We start from the raw sequence: 20,803 nt of genomic DNA, 5'->3' as shown, positions 1-20,803 counted from the left end.
TCGCATCAGGCCGCACAGCATCGCGCACGGCCTGCGCCGCTGTCATCCGTCCTTGCTGCTGGGCGGCGGATCGTCGGTGGCACCGCCGAAGATGATGCGCGCGGCGCGCTGGTAGCTCCAGTACGCCATCGCCCAGTTCACCAGCACCACGAACCGGTTGCGGAAACCGATCAGGAAGTACACGTGCGCGGCCAGCCAGAACCACCAGGCCACGATGCCGGAGAGCTTGAGCTTGCCGACATGCACGATGGCGGCCATGCGGCCGATCGTGGCCAAGTTGCCGTAGTCCTGGTAACGGAAGGCTGGTGCAGGCTGGCTGCGGTGGCGGGCGCGGATCGCCTTGGCGATGTGCTTGCCCATCTGCTTTGCTGCCGGTGCCACACCTGGTACCGGGCGGCCGTCTTGCTGGACCGAGGCCAGGTCGCCGCCGACGAAGATCTCCGGGTGACCGGGTACGCTCAGGTCCGGCTCCACCAGCACGCGGCCGGCACGATCCAGCGGCACGCCCAGCGTGCGCGCCAGCGGCGATGCCGCCACGCCGGCGGCCCACACCACGGTGCGTGCAGGCACGAAGGTGTCGCCGAGCTGATAGCCCAGCGCATCGATGTGGGTGACCGGCGTGCCGGTGTGCACCTCCACGCCCAGGCGCTCGAGCTGCTTGCGCGCCTTGGCGGTGAGATCGTCCGGGAACGAGGGCAGCACGCGCGGGCCGGCTTCGACCAGGCGCACGCGCGCCTGCTGCGGGTCGATATGGCGGAATTCGTTCTTGAGCGTGTGGCGGGCGATCTCGGCCAGCGTGCCGGCCAGCTCGACGCCGGTCGGGCCGCCGCCGACCACGGCAAAACTCAGCCAGGCTGCGCGTGCGGCCGGGTCGGATTCGGCTTCGGCGCGCTCGAAGGCGAGCAGCAACTTGCGCCGCAGCACCAGCGCGTCGTACAGCGTCTTCAGGCCGGGCGCATGCTCGGCCCATTGATCGTTGCCGAAGTAGGCATGGGTGGCGCCGGTGGCCAGCAGCAACATGTCGTAGCCGAGCGTGCTGCCGTCGGCGAGCACCACCTCACGGCGGGCCGGTGCGATTTCGGCGACGTCGCCGAGTAGCACTTCGACATTGCGCTGCTCGCGCAGGATGTGGCGCAGCGGCGCGGCGATATCCGGTGCCGACAGGCCGGCGGTGGCGACCTGGTACAGCAGCGGCTGGAACAGGTGATGGTTCTGGCGGTCGATCAGGGTGATGCGGATGCCGGGATCGTCGAGTGCGCGGGTGGCCCATAAGCCGGCGAAACCGCCGCCAACCACAACCAGGTGCAGCGGAGCTTGGGAGGGGGAAGAAGTCATCGTAAGGTCCGATGGATTGCGACGCGGGCTCATCAGCATGCCGCATCGGTAATGAACATGCCGCCTGGACCCGGCCTGCCTGCGGCATCATGTCGCATCTCATCCACATGATGATCGCATGCCGTCACTACCGCCGCCGTTGCCGCCGCTGTCGCCACCGCCATCCGCTTCTCCGGCGATGGCACCGGCTGCCGCGCGTGCGCCCGGACAGAAACTCAGCGGCGTCTCACTCGGCCTGATCGGGCTGGCGGCCTGCGTGGTGCTGTTCGGCATGCTGGTGCTGGGCGCGCTCGGCTGGCTGATCGTGTTCGGCTGGTCGCTGTTTGCCGACCAAGCACGCGCCGCGCTGCAGGGCGATGCGGTGGTGCAGGAACAGATCGGCCAGATCCACACGATGCGGGTGGATCTGGTGCGCACCGGTCTGGCGCCGGGTGACGACGATTTCGTGTTCACGGTGGAAGGCGATCGCGGCCGCGGCCGCGTGCATGCCACCTGGGTCAGTGGCGGCTCCGAGCGCGAGATCCTGAGCGATGGCGTGTTGACCATGCACGATGGCAGCCAGTACACGCTGCCGTCGGCCGATGCCGCCGACACCGAAATCGACACCGCAAGCGACACCGACTCTGCCGACACCTTCGAGGAATGACCATGATCGACAATCCCGACAAACGCATCGCCTTGCTGATCGATGCCGACAACGCGCCGGCCGGCAAGATCGACGTGGTGCTGGCCGAAGTGGCGCGCTATGGCGTGGCCAACGTGCGCCGCGCCTACGGCAACTGGAAGAGTCCGCACCTGAAGAGCTGGGAAGCGGCGCTGCACGAATACGCGATCCGGCCGATCCAGCAATTTGCCTACAGCTCGGGCAAGAACGCCTCGGACATGGCGATGGTGATCGATGCGATGGACCTGTTGTATGCACGCAATCTGGATGGCTTTGCGATCGTTTCCAGCGATGCGGATTTCACTCCGCTGGTGATGCGTCTGCTCACCGATGGCATGAAGGTGTACGGCTTCGGCGAGAAGAAAACCCCGGCGCCGTTCGTCAATGCCTGTTCCAAGTTCACCTATGTCGAAGCGCTGGGCGAGCAGGCGGCAGCGGCCAGCGACACCGCTGCCGGCCGCAAGGATGCCACCGCGCTGCGCGGCGACACCCGGCTGGTGCAGATGCTGCGCAATGCGATCGACAGTGCCTGCGAAGACGATGGCTGGGCGCATCTGGGCGCGGTGGGCAAGCAGGTGGCCAACCAGGCCTCGTTCGACCCACGCAACTACGGTTATCGCAAACTCAGCGACTTGGTGCGTGCGATCGGCCTGTTCGAGATCAAGCAGGACGAGCAGGCCCTGTGGGTGCGCGATGCGCCCAAGGGCGGGCGGGCGAAAGCAGCGCAGCCAGCTGCCGCCGTCGCCACGCAGGCGTCCACCGCGAAGCGTCCGGCGCGCGCGACGCCCAAACCGCCAGCAGGGAAATGACGATGGCTGACGCTGCAATGCAACCGGCGGCAGGAAACGCCTCGATCACGCTATGGGGGCGGCGCAATTCCAGCAATGTGCGCAAGGTGCTGTGGTGCGCCGAAGAAGCCGGGGTGCCCTATACCTCGATCGAAGTCGGTGGTGCGTTTGGTCGTAACGACACGCCCGAGTATCGCGCGTTGAATCCCAACGGTCTGGTGCCGACGATGCAGGATGGTGAGTTGGTGCTGTGGGAGTCCAATGCGATCGTGCGCTACCTGGCCGCGCAATATGCGCCGGCCCTGTATCCGCAGGCACCGGCCGAACGCGCGCTGGGCGATCGCTGGATGGACTGGACCACCTCGACGTTTGCCGGCGTGTTTCGCGACCTGTTCTGGGGCGTGCTGCGCACACCGGAACCCGAGCGCGATCCTGCGCGCATCGCCGCGGCGCTGGCGCACTCGGGCGACCTGCTCGCACGCGCGGATGCGGCCCTGGCGCAGCAGCCGTATCTGTCCGGCGCGCAATTTGCGATGGGTGATATTCCGCTGGGCAGCTTCATCTACGCCTGGTTCGAAATGCCGATCGAGCGGCCCGAGCTGCCACATCTGCAGGCGTGGTACCAGCGCCTGCGCGCACGGCCTGCGTACCAGCGTGGCGTGATGACCGCGCTGACCTGAGTTTCGCGTTTCCGCTCAGGCCAACATGGCCCATGGCAGACACCGCACGCGCTGCCGACACGGCACGTTGCTGCAAGGACATGCGCCTCGTACATCACGCGGCCAAATAGCCCGCGTTCTCTGTAGGAGCGCACTTGTGCGCGAGGGCATTCCCGGTAACGCCCCATCGCGCGCAAGCGCGCTCCTACGAAAACGTGGGGACACTTGTGGCCTGTTCGCTCGCGTTTGTTTGTAGGAGCGCACCCGGGCGCGAGGGCATTCCCGGTAATGCCCCATCGCGCCCAGGTGCGCTCCTACGCAAGCTGGGTACACGGTGGTCTGTCTGCTGCTCCGCGTGCGATACGCCCGCCCTAATACAGATCGATCGGATCCACATCCAGCGACCAGCGTACGCGCCGCGCCTGCGGCAACGCATAGATCGCAGGCAGTTGCGCATCCAGCAGACGATGCAGCGCCGAGCGCTGTTGCGCGGACAACAGCAACTGGGTGCGCTGGAAACCGGCGCGACGTGGCATCGGTGCCGGCATCGGGCCGTAGCACTCCACTGCGGCAAACGCAGGCGATTGTGCGGTGCTGTCTGCCGTGGTCAGGCCGCGCACCGCCATCAGGAACTGGTTGGCCGCGGCCACGTCCTTGGCCTCGGCGCGGAACAGCGCCAGATGCGCGAACGGCGGAAATCCCGCGGCCTCGCGCTGCTGCAATTCGGCATCGGCGAAGGCGTGGTAGCCGCCGTTGACCAGGGTCTGCAGCAGGGGATGTTCGGGGTGATGGGTCTGCAGCCAGACCTCGCCGGGGCGGTCGGCGCGCCCGGCGCGTCCGGCCACCTGGATCAGCTGCTGGGAGAGTTTTTCGGCGGCACGGAAGTCGGCCGAGAACAGGCCTTCGTCGATGCCGACCACCACCACCATGGTCAGCCGTGGCAGATCGTGGCCCTTGGCCAGGATCTGGGTGCCGACCAGGATGCCGGCCTCGCTGCCCAGGCGCGCCAGCTGGGTCTCCAGCGCGTCGCGGCGCTGGGTGGTGCTGCGGTCGATGCGCACCACCGGAAACTCCGGGAACGCTTCGGTCAGGCGTTCTTCCAGCCGCTCGGTGCCGATGCCTTGCGGCTGCAGCGCCAGGCTGGCGCAGGCCGGGCAGGCCAGCGGTGCCTGCTGGCGCGCGCCGCAGTGATGGCATTGCAGGCGCCGCCCGCCGGCGTGCACGGTCATCGGGGTCTGGTGCAGCGGCGTGCTGCAGCGCTGGCAGGCGGCAGTCCAGCCGCAGTCGTGGCACAGCAGCACCGGTGCATAGCCGCGGCGGTTCTTGAACACCAGTACCTGCTCGCCGCGCGCCAGGGTGGCGCCGATGCCGGCCAGCACTTCCGGCGACAGGCCGTCCTTGAGCGGGCGCTTGCGCACGTCGAGCACGCGCACGCGCGGCGGACGCGCCTCGCCGGCGCGGCGCGACAGGCGCAGATGCCGGTAGCGGCCGGAATAGGCGTTGTGCAGGCTCTCCAGCGACGGCGTGGCGCTGCCCAGGATCACCGGCACATCCAGCGCCTTGCCGCGCACCAGCGCGAAATCGCGGGCGTGATAGCGGATGCCGTCCTGCTGTTTGTAGCTGCCGTCGTGTTCTTCGTCGATCACGATCAGCCCGGCATTGGGCAGCGGGGTGAACACCGCCGAACGCGTGCCGACGATCAGCTTGGCTTCGCCGCGCCAGGCCGCCGCCCACACCCGCGCCCGCTCGCCATCGGACAGCCCCGAATGCAGCGCGTGCACCGGCACGCCCAGGCGGGCGCGGAAGCGGCCCAGGGTCTGCGGGGTCAGGCCGATCTCCGGCACCAGCACCAGCGCCTGGCGGCCAGCCGCCAGGCAGTCGGCGATCGCCTGCAGGTAGACCTCGGTCTTGCCGCTGCCGGTGACGCCATCGAGCAGATAGGTGGCAAAACCGCTTTGCGCACGGATGGCGTCGGCGGCGGCCTGCTGTTCGTCGTTGAGCTGCGGGCCGCTGCCGGGACGGGGCGGGATGCTGTCGGCAGGCACCGCCACGCGCTCGGCATGGCCGCGCTTGGCCAGGCTGCGTGCGGCCTCGCGCCACTGCGGCAGCAAGGGGTCCAGCTGTTCTTCGCCCAGCGTACCGGTCAACAGCAGGGCGGCCAGCAAGGCGGGGCGGCTGCCGGCGCGCAGGCTGGCGGCGCCGGTGCGCCCGGCCTCGGTGAGCTGCCAGGCCCAGGCATGGGTGTCGGCCAGCGGCTCGCCGCGGCGCAACGGGCCGGGCAGGGCGCTGGACTGGGCCTCGCCCAGCGGGGCGTGGGTATAGCGCGCCAGCCACTGCAGCGAACGCGCCAGCTCCTCGACCAGCAGCGGGGCGTCGTCGCACCAGGCCAGCGCCGGGCGCAGTCCTTCGGCGGAGGCCAACTGGCCGATCTCCACCACCACCCCGACCAGCTCGCGCGGCCCGAACGGCACCCGCACCCGGCAGCCGACCCGCGCGGGGTCGGTCAGCGGCGCGTCGGCCGGAGGCAGATAGTCGAACAGTTGTGGCAGCGGCACCGGCAGGGCGACGCGCAAGGTGGCGACGGTCGAAGACATCCGGTCAGTCTACCGACCCTGTCCAGCACCCGGCAGACGCCGCTCGGTCGTCTCCGAATCGGTGCTTCGGCTTACGACGCGTTTGTGTGACGGAAGTGATAAATCCGACGTAAACCTATGTGAGGGCTAAGGAAACGGGTTTATCCACACTGCCTGTGGATAAGCCTGTGAATTAGTCTCGTGCTCCACGCTGTGAAGGCGGATTCACTAGCCTCTGCAACCTGTTGGACATTTTTTCGCCAATCGGCTTAAAGCGATAAGGATCAATCACTTAGGCGTGAAACACGAATGCAACAAAGAAAAATCAACAGTTGACAGACGCCCGCGTATCGGCATGTCTGCCGCTGTGCACAACCTGCGCAGGTGACGGCAGTCGATGGCACCGGGACGCAGCGCAGCCGGGTCGATCTGTCAAGCCATCGGCGGGGGCCGATTGCGTCGGTATCATGCCGGCCGATGCTGGAGTTCCCATGACCGTAGTCCCCGACGCCCCCGTCACCCCTGCCGCGCTGTCTGCTTTCCTGCGCGGTGTCGAACGCCGGGGTCTGGTGCTCGCACAACTGCAATGCGGCGATGGCGCGGCGGCCGAGCGGGCCTTGGCGGCGGCGTTGCGTGCATTCAGCAGCCAGGCGGCGGGTCGCCCGATGGCCGGCTGGCCGATGCGCTTCTGGAGCCTGCTGGCAACGGCACCGCCGCTGCGGCGCGAGCCCATGCCGGGGACCTGGCTGCCGCCGTTCACCGCACTGGGGCGGATGCAGACCAGCGACCGGCTGGCGCTGCTGCTGCGTATCGTGGCCGGGCTGGAAGAAGAGCCTGCCAGCGAGGTGCAAGGCATCGAGGTGGCGGCCTATCGGCAGTCGCTGGCCCGTGCCTGCCCACGCGATGCGGCCGGCAACCCGGATGCGCAGGCCTGGCGGGCCCTGGCCGAGGCGGCGCAGCAGGAGTTGCGCGAGCTCAGCCCGGCGCAGGTCAGCCGGCTGGCACAGCTCCGCGAGTCGGCCCTGGCCGGCATGCCGCTGCAGCCTGTCGCGGCCGCGCCTGCGGCCGCCGCCGAAGCGCGCCGCCCGGCCGCGCCGCGCCACCGCCCTGCACGCCAGTGGCAGTGGCCGCGGATCGACCGCCGCCACGCCGGCCTCGTGCTGGCCGTGCTGGCGTTGGCGCTGCTGCTTGCGGCGCTGGGCTGGTGGTGGACGCATCGCCGCCCGGCCCTGCCGCCCGAGCCGGTCTCGCAGGCCCCGGCCGGCGTGCTGCACGTCACCGATGCCGCGCCGGTGCTGGTGGAAGACCTTCCCGCCGCCGACTTGCCGGGGGCGGTGGCAAACCCCGGCCTGGATCCGCGCGACCAGGCGATGCTGGCCGACCCGGACCTGGAACTGGCGCGTTCGGCCGACTTCTACGCCTGGTATGCGGCCGGCCATCCGGTGCCGGCCGACGAATCCGGCGCGCATGCCACCGCCGCCGACCAGCCTGCCGCCACCCTGAAGACCGTCGATGACGACAATTAAGTGGTGCGGCCTGCTGGCGTTGGCTGTTGTCGGCATGGCCGCTGCGCAGACCCTGCCGGCGCCGTTGGAGGAAGGCAACGCGACTGCGCCCGCCGGCATGCCGACGCCCGCCGCCGCCACTGCCGCAACCCCGAGCGCCGCGCAGCAGCGCGCGCGCTGGGACGCATTGACGCCGGCCCAGCGGGCCGAGCTGCGCGCCCGTTATGCGGCCTGGAAAGGGCTCACCGCCACCGACCGGGTGGTATTGCGGCAGGCACGCGAGCGTCTGCATGGCTTGCCCGACGACCAGCAGCGCGCGCTGCGCACGCAGTTCACCGCAATGGATCGCCTGCATCGCGATGGCTGGCGCCTGGGCTCGCAGCTGGGTGCGTTCTATCCGCAGTTGCAGCCCCTGATCGGCTACGTGCCGCCAGCGCAGCGCGACACGCTGCTGGCGGCGTTGCGCAGCCTGGACGCCGGGCAGCTGGAACAGCTGGCGATGCTGGCACAACGCACCCCGCCGCAGGAGCGCGATGGCTTGCGCGATGCCCTGCTTGCGCAGGCGCCGGCAACGCGCAGCGCCTGGTTGAAGCGCCAGCTGGCGCGCTGATTGGCAGCGGCGGGACTGCGCCGCTGCAGCCCCCTGCGTCGGCGTCGTCTCCACGCGTGCTCGCTGCCCATCCTCGATACCGGGCAGTCGGGCCGGACACCGAGCCGAGAGCATGCAGGTCTGCCGCCTTCGACGATGCGTGCGCGAAGCGGCGGGCGTCACGAAGGACACGGACCGCGCTGAAGTCCAGGCATCCCGTTCCGCTGACCAGCCACGCCGGCCGCTCATTGCCGCATCTCCCGGCTTGCGCCTTGCCGCTGCCCGTGTCGCAAGTGCGGGTAAGATAGCGGCCCCACGCGACCCGGTGCCAGCGCCTCCCGGCACGGCCGTAGTCCGCGCAGCGATCGGTTGTCATGTCTGTCTCTCCTGTACCCACCTCCGCGACGCCGCGTTTCGGCGCGGAAGTGCGCACCACCGGCCTGCTCGCATTGCCGCTGGTACTCGGTCACGTCTCCACCGGCCTGATCGGATTTGTCGATAACGTCATCGCCGGTCACCACGGCACCGCCACGCTGGCGGCGGTCACCATCGGCACCTCGCTGCTGTGGCTGCCGATGCTGGTGCCGATCGGCACGCTGATCTCGTTGACCGCCTCGGTCTCGCAGCTGCGCGGCGCCGGCCGCGAGCGCGAGATCGGCCCGCTGTTCCGCCAGGCCCTGTGGTTGTCGCTGGGACTGGGCGCGGTGATGTTCGCGTTCCTCAGTGCGGTGCCGCCGCTGTTGCCCACCTTCGGGATTGCGCCGGACATCGTGCCGGGCGCGACCGACTTCCTGCACGCGGTGCGCTGGGGCGGGCCGGCGCTGACGTTCTACTTCTGCATGCGCTATCTCAGCGAGGGCATGCACTGGACCCTGCCGACCATGCTGCTGGGCTTTGGCGGCCTGCTGGTGCTGGCGCCGCTGGGTTATGCGCTGACCTATGGCAAGTTCGGCGTTGCCGAGCACGGTGCGCAGGGCCTGGGCATGGCCTCGGCGGTCACCATGTGGGTGCAGGCCAGCGTGTTTGCGCTGTATCTGTGGCGCTCGCGCCGGTTTGCGCACCTGCAGTTGTTCGCCCATTTCGAAGGCCCGCGCTGGCGTGCGATCGGCGATCTGTTGCGCACCGGTCTGCCGATCGGCATCACCGTGCTGATGGAGGGCGGCCTGTTCATCGTCACTGCCTTGCTGATCGGCCGGCTCGGCTCCACCGAAGCGGCCGCGCACCAGATCGCGATCAACGTCGCGCAGCTGTGTTTCATGATTCCGATGGGCGTGGCCGAGGCGACCACCGTGCGGGTCGGGCATGCGGTCGGGCGCGGCGATCCGCTCGGCATGCGGCGCGCGGCCTGGGCCGGTTACGCCATCGTGCTGGGCACCCAGGCGCTGTCGGCCAGCGTGCTGTTGCTGGGCCACGATGCCATCGTGAGCGTGTATACCGACGATGTGGCGGTGGCCGCGCTGGCCTCGGTGCTGCTGCTGTTTGCCGCCACGTTCCAGTTCCCTGACGGCATCCAGGTGCTTTCCAGCGGCGCGCTGCGTGGGCTCAAGGACACCCGTGTGCCGATGTTTCTGGCGATGTTCTCGTACTGGGGTGTCGGCATGCCGATCGGCGCGGGGCTCGGCCTGGGGCTGGGCTGGGGGCCGCAAGGCATGTGGATCGGCCTGATTCTGGGCCTGACCGTGGCGTCGGTCCTGATGGGCTTGCGCTTCCGGCAGACCAGCCGGCGGCTGACTGCCGGCACGGCCCCCTGACTTCCAGCGCATGCCGCGCGCACCGCGCAGCCGGTATGCTGGACACCATTGAATTGTATGCAGCGTCTTTCGACGGAGTTTTCCATGAACCACCCCGTGCATCGCAGTCCCATCGCCAGTTTCTTCGTCGGCCTGTGGGATGTGATGAATTTCACCCGGCGCCTGATCTTCAACCTGGTGTTCTTCGGCTTCCTGTTCCTGGTGCTGCTGCTGTTTGTGGTGGCGATCGCGCGTGGCGACGGCAGCAAGCCGCTGGCCGAGCGCACCACCCTGGTGATCAACCCCGAAGGCACGCTGGTCGAGCAGTTCAGCGCCGACCCGGTGAGCCGGTCGCTGGCCAAGGCGGTCGGTGACAAGAGCGCCGAGGAAGTGCAGCTGCGCGACCTGGTGCGGGTGATCGAGGCGGCCGGCAAGGACCGCAAGATCGAGCGGGTGGTGTTGAACCTGGACAAGTTTCAGCCCGCCGGTTTCGCCTCGCAGCGCGAAGTGGCCGCGGCGTTGCAGAAGCTGCGCGCCTCTGGCAAGCAGATCGTCGCCTTCAGCGAGAGCATGAGCCAGGGCCAGTACCTGCTGGCCGCACAGGCCAACGAGGTCTATCTCGACCCGATGGGCAGCGTGCTGCTGGAAGGGCTTGGCCGTTATCGCCAGTATTTCCGCGAGGGCCTGCAGGACAAGCTCGGCGTGGACGTGCATCTGTTCCGCGTGGGCGAGTACAAGTCCGCCGCCGAGCCGTACATCCTCGATGCCGCTTCGGCCGACGCCAAGGAAGCGGACCTGTTCTGGATGAACGACGTGTGGCAGCGCTACCTGGCCGATGTCGGCAAGGCGCGCAAGCTGAGCCCGGCGCAGCTGACCGCCGGCATCGACACGCTGCCCGAGGGCGTGGCCGCCGCCGGTGGCGATCTGGCCAAATTCGCGCTGCAGCAGAAGCTGGTCGACGGGCTCAAGACCCGCGAGGACGTCGACGCGCTGCTGACCAAGCGCGGCGTGGCCGACAGCGACGCCGACAGCGGCTTTCGCAACATCGGCTTCAACGATTATCTGAGCCAGCTGCAGGCGCAGCGCTCGCCGATGGACAGCCGTCCGCAGGTGGCCGTGGTGGTGGCCGCTGGCGAGATCAGCGGTGGCGAGCAGCCGGCCGGCCGCATCGGTGGCGAGTCCACCGCCGCGTTGCTGCGCCAGGCGCGCGACGACGACGAGGTCAAGGCGGTGGTGCTGCGCGTGGATTCGCCCGGCGGCGAAGTGTTCGCCTCCGAGCAGATCCGTCGTGAGGTGGTCGCGCTCAAGCAGGCCGGCAAGCCGGTGGTGGTGTCGATGGGCGATCTGGCCGCCTCGGGCGGTTACTGGATCAGCATGAACGCCGATCGCATCTATGCCGACCCGTCGACCATCAGTGGCTCGATCGGCATCTTCGGCATGGTGCCCAACCTGACCCGCGCGCTGGACAAGATCGGCGTGCACACCGATGGCGTGGGTACCACGCGCTTTGCCGGTGCCTTCGACATCACCCGTCCGCTGGACCCGGCCGCCGGCCAGGTGATCCAGGCGGTGATCAACAAGGGCTACGCCGACTTCACCGGCAAGGTGGCGCAGGCGCGGCATCAGTCGGTGGACGCCATCGACAAGGTCGCACGCGGCCGCGTGTGGAGCGGTGCGCAGGCCAGGCAGCATGGCCTGGTGGACGCGTTCGGCGGCATGTCCGAAGCGGTGGCCGATGCGGCCGACCGCGCCAAGTTGAGCCGCGGCAAGTTCCGCGTGCGCTACGTGGAAAAGCCGGCAACGCCGTTCTCGCAGTTCATGAGCGGATTTGCCGGCAGCCGCATGGGCGCCTGGATGCTGGGCGACTCGGGCATGGCGCGCGCACTGCTGGCGCGCTCGCTGCCGGAAGTGGACACGCAGTTGCGCTTTGTCGAAGACGCCGTGCACGACAGCAAGGCGGGCGGTACCCCGGTCAAGTCGCTGGCGTACTGCTTCTGCGGCTTCTGACGCGGCAGGTCCGCAACCTGATGGATCGACAACGCCGGCCTTGTGCCGGCGTTGTTGTATCTGCGCTCAGGCGATGCAGCAATGCGGGCGCGCCAGCAGCGCAAAAATGGCAGAACGCACGGCGCCACGATCACAGGCAATCAGCCATCGGTCGAGCGACCTCACGCGTGTTTGCCGTGCGCGCAGGTGCAGCGATCGCCTTGCGCTCAATCGCAGGCGCGCACGCGCAGTTGCTGCGTCGACAAAAAACGCGCGTGCTTCAGCCAGCAGGCTTCGGTTACTGCGTGGCCGCATCGATCGCCTTGCGTTGATCGTCTGCGGCCTGGTCGCTTGCCGCCTGCACTGCGTGCGCCTTGTTCAACGGTTCCTGGATGTGGTCGCGCAGGGCGGTGGCCTGCGGCTCGGGCTTCTGCTCGGTGGGCGCAGGTTGCGGCCGCTGACAGGCGCCCAGCAGCAACGTCAGGCTGATCGCAAGAATCCAATGCCGTTTCATCGTCGTGACCTCGCTCGGGGTGGCGGTATCCTAACGCCCGGGCCGCAGGCATGCGTCAAGCGCGCTGCTGCGGCCGTTTCCTGCGTCTTGAAAGAGGATGACCCACGTGACAACCCACCGTTGGCGGCTGGATGGACAGACCGCGCTCATCACCGGCGCCAGCGCCGGCATTGGCTTTGCCATCGCGCGCGAATTGCTGGCCTTCGGCGCGGATCTGCTGATGGTGGCGCGCGATGCCGATGCGCTGGCGCAGGCGCGCGACGAGTTGGCCGAGGAATTTCCCGAGCGCGAGCTGCATGGGCTGGCCGCCGATGTGGCCGACGACGAAGAGCGGCGCGCGATTCTGGATTGGGTGGAAGACCATGCCGATGGCCTGCACCTGCTGATCAACAATGCCGGCGGCAACATCACCCGCGCGGCGATCGATTACACCGAAGACCAGTGGCGCGGCATCTTCGAAACCAATGTGTTCGCCGCTTTCGAGTTGTCGCGTTATGCGCACCCGTTGCTGACCCGCCACGCGGCGTCGGCGATCGTCAACGTCGGCAGCGTCTCCGGCATCACCCATGTGCGCAGCGGCGTGCCGTACGGCATGACCAAGGCCGCGCTGCAGCAGATGACCCGCAACCTGGCGGTGGAATGGGCCGAGGACGGCATCCGCGTCAACGCGGTGGCGCCGTGGTACATCCGCACCCGTCGCACCTCCGGGCCATTGTCGGATCCGGATTACTACGAGCAGGTCATCGAGCGCACCCCGATGCGCCGCATCGGCGAACCGGAAGAAGTGGCCGCCGCCGTCGGTTTCCTGTGCCTGCCGGCCGCCAGTTACATCACCGGCGAATGCATCGCGGTGGATGGCGGCTTCCTGCGCTACGGGTTCTGACACGCCTGCGTGTGTGGTCGCGCGGACAGTGCCTGCGCATGGCATCGGAAGCTGCGCAGGCAGGCGCCGAACCGTCGCTGCGCCTGCAGTGTTCGCCCGCCGCGTCTGCACGCAACGCAGGCGACAGTGCGGCGGGCTTGCTCGCATGCGGCTCGCTGCACCGCGCAGGTCATCCGGTGATCGCTAACGGTTGCAGTGGCTCGAAAGAATCAGCCCGGCAAGCACTGCACCGGCACACTGGCTGGCATGCGCTGCCACGCCGGCTGCAGCGTCATGGCGTGGCGGACGGATTCGCGCAGCGGCTTTCGTCCAGCACCCGACGCATCTGCAAATAGCGCTGCTTGCGCTCGGCCGCTTGCGCCTCGTCGGAGAAGCGCCAGGTCGATTCGGCCTGCTCGGCACGCTGGCGCCAGGCCTCGCACAGGCTCTGGTCCGGCACCGGTGCGCAGCGGTCGGTGACCACTTCGCAGGCGCTGCCGCCGCCGGTTGCCGGCCCGCCCGCCAGGTTGGTGGTCTGCATCGGCAGGCAGCGCGTGGCCGGCTCGCGGTCTTCGGTGAAATAGCGCCCGTTGTCGTGCGCGGTGCATTCGAACAAGGGTGGCGGTGGCAGCGTGGAGGTCGAGGCCGCGGCAGGTGGCGTCGGTGCCGGCGTTGCAGCCGGGACGGCGGCGCGCACATCGGTCTTGGGCATGGTGGGGGGCTGCGCAGCGGGCGTGCTACGCGCAGGCGATGCTGCGCCTAACCCGCCTAACCCGCCTGCCGTCAACGGCACCGCGGCCGGTGCCGTCATCAGTTTCTTCTGCTGCTGCATGCCTTTCGGGCAGGGCATGTTCTGCACGGTAAGCGCGCCGCTGGAGTCGGTGCACCGGTAGATCGCCACTTCCTGTGCGCCGGCCACCGAGGCACACGCCAGCAATACCGCCCACGGCCAGCGCCTCATGCGCCGCCGCAATCGCGCTGCAGGCGCGCGTCGATACCGCGCTGTTCGCGGCTGAGATCCTGGCGCTCGCTCTGCAGGGCATTGTTGTAGCGGCGGATCAGTTCCCAGCGACGGTCGGCCAGGCGCGCGCAGACTTCCTGTTCGGGCAGGGCATGGCATTCGTCGCGGATCTGCACGTTGCCGTACGGCACGATCACCGTGCCGCCGTAGCCGCCGCCGTTGTAACCGCCTTGATAGCCGCCCTGATAACCGCCGCCGCCGAAGCTTGCGCTGCCGCGCAGGCTTCCTCCGCGACCGGCGCTTCCCTGCACCGACATCGCCGGGCGTGGGCGGACCGAAATCGGCGGGCGCTGGATGCCGCCGCCGCTGACCGGCGGGGCAATGCCGTTGCCCACATAGGCCGGTCCCCAGGTCGGCACCCAGCGCGGATTGCCTTCCGGGCTGTCGCTGGTATAGCGGTTGCCGTCTTCGGTGGTGCACTCGTACATCGGCTGCGGCGGCTGCACGGTGATGATGCGCACCTCGCGCGGTGGCTGCGTCGCGACGGCGGCCGGGGCGACAACGGCGCGCTGCGGCCGCGGCGGCGGATCCTGCGGGCGCTGCAGGTCCAGCACCTGCTGGCGGCCGCTGCTGCAAGGCGCATCCTGCAAGGCGACGGTGCCGGTGCTGCTGACGCAGCGGTAGATCCGCACATTCGGATCCGGTTTGCTGGCGGTATCGGCCGCAGCGACAGGCAGCGCGGTGGCCAGCAACAGAAGGGTCAGGACGGTACGCATGGCCGCAGTGTGCGCGTCTACCCGGCTGTGGGCAAAGGGGCAGACGGTGTCGAGGCCAAGCGCGCCGACAGGCGGCGCGTGGCGGCTGCTCAGTCGCGCAGGATCTGTCCGCTGCGGGCGTCGCGGATCTGGGTCGGTTGCGCCAATGCGCCCACCTCGCCATCCGTCACCCCGTCGATGCTGGCCAGCAGGGCCGGGTCCAGCGCCTGGCGGCTGCGCGCGGGCGGTTCGCCGGCCAGGTTGGCGCTGGTGGACACCAACGGGCCGCCCCAGGCCGCACAGAGCGCAGCGACCAGCGGGTGCGCGCTGATGCGCACCGCCAGCCCGTCATGCGCGCCGGTGACCCAGCGTGGCGCCTGGGCGGTGATCGGCAGGATCCAGGTATGCGGGCCCGGCCAGCTGGCCAGCACCTGCTGCTTGCGGGCCGGCGCCAGCGCGTCCAGGTCCACCCAGTCGTGCAGCACATCCACGCTGGCGGCCACCACGATCACGCCCTTGTCGACCGGGCGGCGTTTGATCTCCAGCAGTCGCAGCACGGCGGCCTGCTGGCGCGGGTCGCAGCCCAGCCCCCACACCGCTTCGGTGGGATAGGCGATCACGCCGCCCCGGGTCAGGGTGGCGACGGCGCTGTCCAGGCTGAGCGTGTGCTGCATGCGGCGGCCTTAGCTTGCGGCCTTGCTCGCGGTCTTCTTGACCACGCGCTTGCTGGCCTTCTTGGCAGCGGCCTTCTTGGCCGGCGCCTTCTTCGCCGCGGTCTTGGTGGCGGTCTTCTTTACCGCGGTCTTCTTGGCAGCGGCGTCCTTGGCTTCCTTGGCCGAATCCTTCACCGCGTTCTTCTTGAGCGTGGCCTTCTTGGCACCGAAGCCCTTGCGCACCGGCTTGCCGGTGTCGGCCAGCAGCTGCTGCACTTCCTCGAACGTCAGCGACGCCGGCTCGCGATCCTTGGGGATCTTGCCATTGAGCTTGCCATCGCTGATGTACGGGCCGAAGCGGCCGTTGAGCACCTGGATGTCGCTGCCTTCGAAGTCCTTGATCACGCGGTTGCGCGCGATCTCTTCCTTCTCCTCGATCAGGAACACCGCGCGCGCCAGATCGATGGTGTACGGGTCGTCTTCCTTTTTCAGCGACGCATAGACGCTGCCGCGGCGCGCGAACGGGCCGAACCGGCCGATGCCGACGCTGACGTCCTGGTCCTTGTCCTGGCCCAGTGCGCGCGGCATCTTGAACAGCTCCAATGCGTCTTCGATGGAGATCGAGTAAATGCTCTGGCCTGGCCGCAGCGAGGCGAAGGTGGGCTTTTCCTCGTCTTCGACGGTGCCGATCTGCACCATCGGGCCGAACCGGCCGATGCGCGCGCTGACTTCCTTGCCGCTGACCGGGTCGGTGCCCAGTACGCGCACGCTGCCGGCGTCGGTCTTGTCCAGCGAATCCTTCTTGTCCTCGACCAGTTCCTTGAACGGGCCCCAGAACTTCTCCATCAGCGGGATCCACTCTTCCTCGCCACGCGAGACCGCATCCAGGTCGTCTTCGAGCTTGGCGGTGAAGTCGTAATCCACATAACGGGTGAAGTGCCCGGACAGGAACTTGGACACCGCGCGGCCCACGTCGGTGGGGCGGAAGCTGCGGCCTTCCATTTCCACGTACTTGCGGAACTGCAGGGTCTGGATGATCGAGGCGTAGGTGGACGGCCGGCCGATGCCGTATTCCTCCAGTGCCTTGACCAACGCCGCTTCGGTGAAGCGCGGCGGCGGCTGGGTGAAATGCTGGTCGGTGACGATGCGGTCCAGCGGGATGTTGTCGCCGGCCTTCATCAGCGGCAGCTTGCGGCCTTCGTCCTCGTCCTCGCTGCTCTTGGTGTCCTTGCCTTCCTCGTAGACCGCCAGGAAGCCGGGCACCACCACGGTGGTGCCGCTGGCGCGGAACACGTGCTCGCTGCCGGCCGACAGATCGACGCTGACGGTGTTGAGCGTGGCCGGGATCATCTGGCAGGCCACGGCGCGGCGCCAGATCAACTCGTACAGGCGACGCTCGTCGTCGGACAAAAAGCGCGCCACCTGCGCCGGGGTGCGCAGCGCCGAGGTCGGACGTACCGCCTCATGCGCTTCCTGCGCGTTCTTGGATTTGGTGGTGTAGGCGTTAGGCTGGTCCGGCAACGAGGCGGTGCCGAAATCGCGCGCGATCACATCGCGGATTTCCGACAGCGCGTCCTGCGACAGGTTCACCGAGTCGGTACGCATATAGCTGATCAGACCGACCGAGCCTTCGTCGCCCAGCGCCACGCCTTCGTACAGCTTCTGCGCCACCTGCATGGTCTTGCGGGTGGTGAAGCCGAGCTTGCGCGAGGCTTCCTGCTGCAGCGTGGAGGTGGTGAACGGCGGGGCCGGGCGACGCTTGCGCTCCTTGCTGGCCACATCGGTGACATGCAGCACGCCTTGCGCGGCCTGCTGGATGCGCAGCCGCGCCGCTTCGGCGGTATCGCCATCGGTGACGGTGAACTGCTCGAACTTCTGCCCGTCCAGCTTGATCAGGCGCGCATTGAACGGCTGCGACGGATGCCGGCAATGCGCATCGATGGACCAGTACTCGCGCGCGATGAAGGCTTCGATCTCTTCTTCGCGCTCGACGATCATGCGCAGCGCCGGCGACTGCACCCGGCCGGCCGACAGGCCGCGCTGCACCTTGCGCCACAGCACCGGCGACAGGTTGAAGCCGACCAGATAGTCGAGCGCGCGACGGGCCTGCTGCGCATCGACCAGATCGGCCGCGATCGCGCGCGGCTTGAGCATGGCTTCCTTGATCGCACGCGGGGTGATCTCGGTGAACACCACCCGCTGCATCGTCTTGTCCTTGAGCAGCCCGCGCTCTTTCAGGATCTCGGCAATGTGCCAGCTGATCGCCTCGCCCTCGCGGTCCGGGTCGGTCGCCAGATAGATGTCGTCGGCGCTCTTGGCCGCGCGTGCAATGGCTTCGACATGCTTCTCGTTCTTTTCGATCAGGTCGTAGCGCATTGCGAAGCCGTTGTCCGGATCGACCGCGCCTTCCTTGGGGACGAGATCGCGCACGTGCCCATACGAGGCCAGGACGGTGAAGTCCTTGCCGAGGTATTTATTGATCGTCTTGGCCTTGGCAGGCGATTCGACGATGAGCAGGTGTTTGGGCATGGTGGCGAATTCTTTGGGCAGGGCCCGGGGGGCGGGTAGCGTGGCCTAATTGGCCGGTGGAGGGAAGCAGATCGACCGTTTCCCACAGGTCAACGCCCGGGAAACGAGCCCGGGCGTTCAGTTCTCTTATTAGAAAGATCACGGCGGACGCCGCCGTGTCAAGCGGCCAGGGCTGCCAACTGCTAGCTCTGGCTCATTCCGATGGCGGCCAGCATGAAGCCCACCACCACCACCGAGATCACCAGCATCACCGCATAAATGGCCAGCACCACGATGGTGACCGTGTCCAGACCCCTGGATTGGCGCTCCGGGTGATCCGTAAACGCCCAGCGGTCCACCACCAGGGTGTCGCAGACCTTGTCGTGCGGAGCCTGCTTGCGCGCGGTCATGCCGGCCATGAACGCGGCCACGACCACGCCGATGCCCAGGGTGAGCACGCTGATCAGCATGTAGGCCAAGTAGCGCAGCACATTGCGCCAGAAACCGACCCGGCCGCCGTTGCTGTCGGCGCGCACCAGCTTGATGCCGCAGGCGAGCTTGCCCAGGCTGGCCTGGTGCCGGCTGGACTGCATCCAGGCGAAATACAGCGTCGGGATCGCCAGGCCGATGCCGTAGGACATCACCAGGATGGCGATGCTGAGCGCGCTGCCGTCGTCCAGCGCCGAGCCGGAATCGCCCCGGCTGGTCGCCAGCGCCACGACGAACACCAGCGGGATCACGATCAGGTACACCGCAAAGCTGGTGATCAGGCTGTCCAGGATGCTGGCGGCCACGCGCCGCCACAGGCCGGCGTAGACGACCGGGGCATCGTGCAATGCGACGCTTGCCGCGGGCGCGGCGACGGAATCCCAGGCGCTTGGAAGCGGCGCGCCGGCCGGTGGTTGCGACACGGCATGCGCGGGTGTTGCAGGCGCGTGGGAGGTGTCGGTCAGGAGCGGGCTCGATGCCGCCGGGGTTGCCGCAGGGTCTGCCGGCGTCGTGGGCCACGCCGCTGGATCTGTCAGCGCAGCCTGCCCGCTCGGCGGACGCTGCAGGTGGTCGGCTACGGGAGGGTGATCGGCAAGGCCGGAGTCGGACCGCCCGAGCGCAGCGTCTGCTGCCGGGCCGGCAAACGGCGCATCTGCGGCAGGCGTGTGATCCACCGCGACGCTGGTCGGGTGAACCGTCGCCTGCGGCTCACTGTGCGCAACGTTCACCGGCACATCTCCGACGCTCGGCGCGGCGGGCGCTGGAACGGCGGTGTCGATCCCCAGCTCGGCCATGACCTCGCCAAGTGCCACCCACTGCGGAAAGCCTTCGCGCCAGACCAGGCTGGATGCATCAATCAGGCCTTCCGACAGGCGCGCGCGAAGCGTGTCCGTGTCCACCGGCCCCTGGCGCTCGCGTTGTGCGTCGGCGTAATACCACTGCGTCATTGAAGTCCCCTTGCGTAGAGCGATTGACTAGCCGCGGCAGTCCGGCGGAAGTTGGTTGTCGTCGATCTCGGAGCTGCACTGCCAGCTGCCGGCGTCCGCGTCGAAATCCAGCCACAGCGCCTTGCCGTCAATTTTGGTCATTTTCGGCGCATGCAGCAGCGCCTCGACGCCGCAGTTGGTGGTGTCGAAACGGCCGATCCGCACGCTGCTCAGGACATCGTTTGCATACTGCTCGGGCGCGAGAAAGCCGGCGTCGCCGTTGACCGGGCAACGGCCTTGCTGCGCGAGAAATTCGGTGATCTGCGGCTTCAGGGGCGTCAGCGCCGCGATCGCCTGGGCGACCTTGGTACGCGTGGTGTAGTCCTGGTACGCCGGCAGCGCGATCGCCGCCAGGATGCCGATCATCGCCACCAGCACGAACATGCCCACCACCGCGCCCAGCACCAACGCCAGCGGCCACCCCGGCCCGTTGCCAGGCAGGCGATGTGCTGACGAAGAGGGTGCACTGGCGGCTGCGTTGTGAACAACCGCTGGCGGAACCGACGGCAGGGGCGGCGGCAGCGCTGCGGCGCGCAGATCGGTGGAAATCGGTGGCCCAAGCTCGTCGGCGCACGCAGACAGCGGCACCCATCGGGCAAATCCTTCGCGCCAGACCAGGGTGTCCAGTGCAATCGCGTGATCGCGATACAGCGCCAGCAAGGCCTCGTCGGCCACCGGGCCACGCCGGTGGCGGTTGCCCTCGGCGTAATACCAACTACTCATTGCCGTCCCCTCGCACGCGTCCGTTGCGGCTTCCGTCTCAGTGTACGGGTTCAGGCTCGTCCAGGAACATCTGCGTTTCCATCCAGGCGTAGGCCGCTTCGGCACCCGGCTGGTTGAACAACACCATCAAGACCACCCATTTGAGGTCGTCCAGGTCCAGTTCGTCCTGGTCCAGCGCCATGGCGCGATCCAGCACCAGCTCGCGCTGGTCGGCGTCGAGGATGCGGTGTTGCTCCAGGAACAGCAGGAATCCACGGCAGTCCACATCGAGCTTGTCCAGCTCCGGGCCGTGGTAGATGCGTACCGGTCCATCGACATGCGGGCGCGCCACGCTTGGCCGCTGCTCGGAGAGCGCGTCCAGCCAATCGAAGGCTTTGCTGATTTCTGCGGGGCTGAAACCGGCCTGGATCAGGCCATTCTGAAGCGAGTCACGGTCGCGGACCAGGTCCGCATCTTCGCTGAAATAATGTTCGAACAGGTACAGCAGTACATCAAGAATGCTCTCTTTCATTGCCCCTCGGCC

At 68.2% G+C, this 20,803-nt stretch carries 18 protein-coding genes; 8 read left to right on the top strand and 10 right to left on the bottom strand.

The annotated features are described in order from the left end of the window. Positions 1-42 precede the first annotated feature (42 nt). Positions 43-1,335: an NAD(P)/FAD-dependent oxidoreductase gene (locus tag AC1PLS_RS18810; RefSeq protein ID WP_024938886.1), complete on the bottom strand. Its 1,293-nt coding sequence runs from the start codon at positions 1,333-1,335 to the stop codon at positions 43-45. 118 nt (positions 1,336-1,453) lie between these two features. Here AC1PLS_RS18810 and AC1PLS_RS18805 point away from each other — a divergent pair, with 118 nt between their 5' ends. From AC1PLS_RS18805 to AC1PLS_RS18795, 3 genes are read left to right on the top strand one after another with little or no spacing between them, the layout of a single operon-like run. Further along, positions 1,454-1,981, top strand: a complete 528-nt coding sequence (locus AC1PLS_RS18805; RefSeq protein WP_184433138.1) for a hypothetical protein — start codon at positions 1,454-1,456, stop codon at positions 1,979-1,981. Then, a complete protein-coding gene (locus AC1PLS_RS18800) occupies positions 1,978-2,808 on the top strand; it encodes an NYN domain-containing protein (protein WP_024938888.1) in 831 nt (276 codons plus the stop codon). Before AC1PLS_RS18805 ends, AC1PLS_RS18800 begins: the two co-directional genes overlap by 4 nt. Before the next feature lie 2 nt (positions 2,809-2,810). Beyond that, positions 2,811-3,467 carry a glutathione S-transferase family protein gene (locus tag AC1PLS_RS18795; RefSeq protein WP_160955060.1) on the top strand — a complete coding sequence of 219 codons (657 nt, stop codon included), beginning with the start codon at positions 2,811-2,813 and terminating at the stop codon, positions 3,465-3,467. 350 nt (positions 3,468-3,817) lie between these two features. On the opposite strand, the gene AC1PLS_RS18790 is transcribed toward AC1PLS_RS18795, so the two are convergent. After that, a complete protein-coding gene (locus tag AC1PLS_RS18790) occupies positions 3,818-6,040 on the bottom strand; it encodes a primosomal protein N' (protein WP_184433141.1) in 2,223 nt (740 codons plus the stop codon). A 470-nt stretch (positions 6,041-6,510) separates the two neighbouring features. On the opposite strand from AC1PLS_RS18790, the gene AC1PLS_RS18785 reads away from it, so the two are divergent. The 4 genes from AC1PLS_RS18785 to sppA all read left to right on the top strand — a co-directional run bounded on the left by AC1PLS_RS18785 (position 6,511) and on the right by sppA (position 11,850). Continuing rightward, positions 6,511-7,545: a hypothetical protein gene (locus tag AC1PLS_RS18785; protein ID WP_481103980.1), complete on the top strand. Its 1,035-nt coding sequence runs from the start codon at positions 6,511-6,513 to the stop codon at positions 7,543-7,545. After that, entirely contained in the window at positions 7,532-8,134 is a 603-nt protein-coding gene (locus AC1PLS_RS18780; protein WP_039515368.1) for a DUF3106 domain-containing protein, read from the top strand. The genes AC1PLS_RS18785 and AC1PLS_RS18780 overlap by 14 nt, the downstream gene beginning before the upstream one ends. Before the next feature lie 353 nt (positions 8,135-8,487). Further along, the gene (locus AC1PLS_RS18775; RefSeq protein WP_024938536.1) at positions 8,488-9,864 is read left to right on the top strand and encodes an MATE family efflux transporter; all 1,377 of its coding nucleotides are present in this window, start codon (positions 8,488-8,490) and stop codon (positions 9,862-9,864) included. An 84-nt stretch (positions 9,865-9,948) separates the two neighbouring features. Then, on the top strand, positions 9,949-11,850 hold the full coding sequence (gene sppA / locus AC1PLS_RS18770) for a signal peptide peptidase SppA (protein ID WP_024938535.1): 1,902 nt from the start codon (positions 9,949-9,951) through the stop codon (positions 11,848-11,850). A 277-nt stretch (positions 11,851-12,127) separates the two neighbouring features. On the opposite strand, the gene AC1PLS_RS18765 is transcribed toward sppA, so the two are convergent. After that, positions 12,128-12,343, bottom strand: a complete 216-nt coding sequence (locus tag AC1PLS_RS18765) for a hypothetical protein (RefSeq protein WP_016903674.1) — start codon at positions 12,341-12,343, stop codon at positions 12,128-12,130. A gap of 106 nt (positions 12,344-12,449) precedes the next feature. Here AC1PLS_RS18765 and AC1PLS_RS18760 point away from each other — a divergent pair, with 106 nt between their 5' ends. Next, positions 12,450-13,226: an SDR family oxidoreductase gene (locus AC1PLS_RS18760; RefSeq protein WP_184433147.1), complete on the top strand. Its 777-nt coding sequence runs from the start codon at positions 12,450-12,452 to the stop codon at positions 13,224-13,226. A 271-nt stretch (positions 13,227-13,497) separates the two neighbouring features. Here the strand turns inward: AC1PLS_RS18760 and AC1PLS_RS18755 are convergent, their stop codons facing one another. From AC1PLS_RS18755 to AC1PLS_RS18725, 7 genes are all read right to left on the bottom strand, one after another. Continuing rightward, positions 13,498-14,166: a DUF4124 domain-containing protein gene (locus AC1PLS_RS18755; RefSeq protein WP_184433150.1), complete on the bottom strand. Its 669-nt coding sequence runs from the start codon at positions 14,164-14,166 to the stop codon at positions 13,498-13,500. Beyond that, positions 14,163-14,942 (bottom strand): DUF4124 domain-containing protein, encoded by a 780-nt coding sequence (locus AC1PLS_RS18750; protein WP_481103979.1) that lies wholly within the window; start codon positions 14,940-14,942, stop codon positions 14,163-14,165. The genes AC1PLS_RS18755 and AC1PLS_RS18750 overlap by 4 nt, the downstream gene beginning before the upstream one ends. Positions 14,943-15,031: 89 nt before the next feature. Beyond that, positions 15,032-15,595: an L-threonylcarbamoyladenylate synthase type 1 TsaC gene (tsaC, locus tag AC1PLS_RS18745; protein WP_104555131.1), complete on the bottom strand. Its 564-nt coding sequence runs from the start codon at positions 15,593-15,595 to the stop codon at positions 15,032-15,034. A 9-nt stretch (positions 15,596-15,604) separates the two neighbouring features. Beyond that, positions 15,605-18,103, bottom strand: coding sequence for a DNA topoisomerase I (locus AC1PLS_RS18740; protein WP_104555132.1), 2,499 nt, complete (start codon positions 18,101-18,103; stop codon positions 15,605-15,607). A 182-nt stretch (positions 18,104-18,285) separates the two neighbouring features. After that, positions 18,286-19,518 (bottom strand): RDD family protein, encoded by a 1,233-nt coding sequence (locus tag AC1PLS_RS18735; RefSeq protein ID WP_184433156.1) that lies wholly within the window; start codon positions 19,516-19,518, stop codon positions 18,286-18,288. Positions 19,519-19,545: 27 nt separating this feature from the next. Continuing rightward, positions 19,546-20,280, bottom strand: a complete 735-nt coding sequence (locus AC1PLS_RS18730) for a pilin (protein WP_102256967.1) — start codon at positions 20,278-20,280, stop codon at positions 19,546-19,548. A 37-nt stretch (positions 20,281-20,317) separates the two neighbouring features. After that, positions 20,318-20,791, bottom strand: coding sequence for a DUF494 family protein (locus AC1PLS_RS18725; protein ID WP_003484452.1), 474 nt, complete (start codon positions 20,789-20,791; stop codon positions 20,318-20,320). Between the last annotated feature and the right edge of the window lie 12 nt (positions 20,792-20,803).

This window comes from Xanthomonas sp. NCPPB 3218, assembly GCF_056725185.1.
Note: the sequence above shows the minus strand (reverse complement) of the source record. Positions and strands in the feature narration are given on the sequence as shown.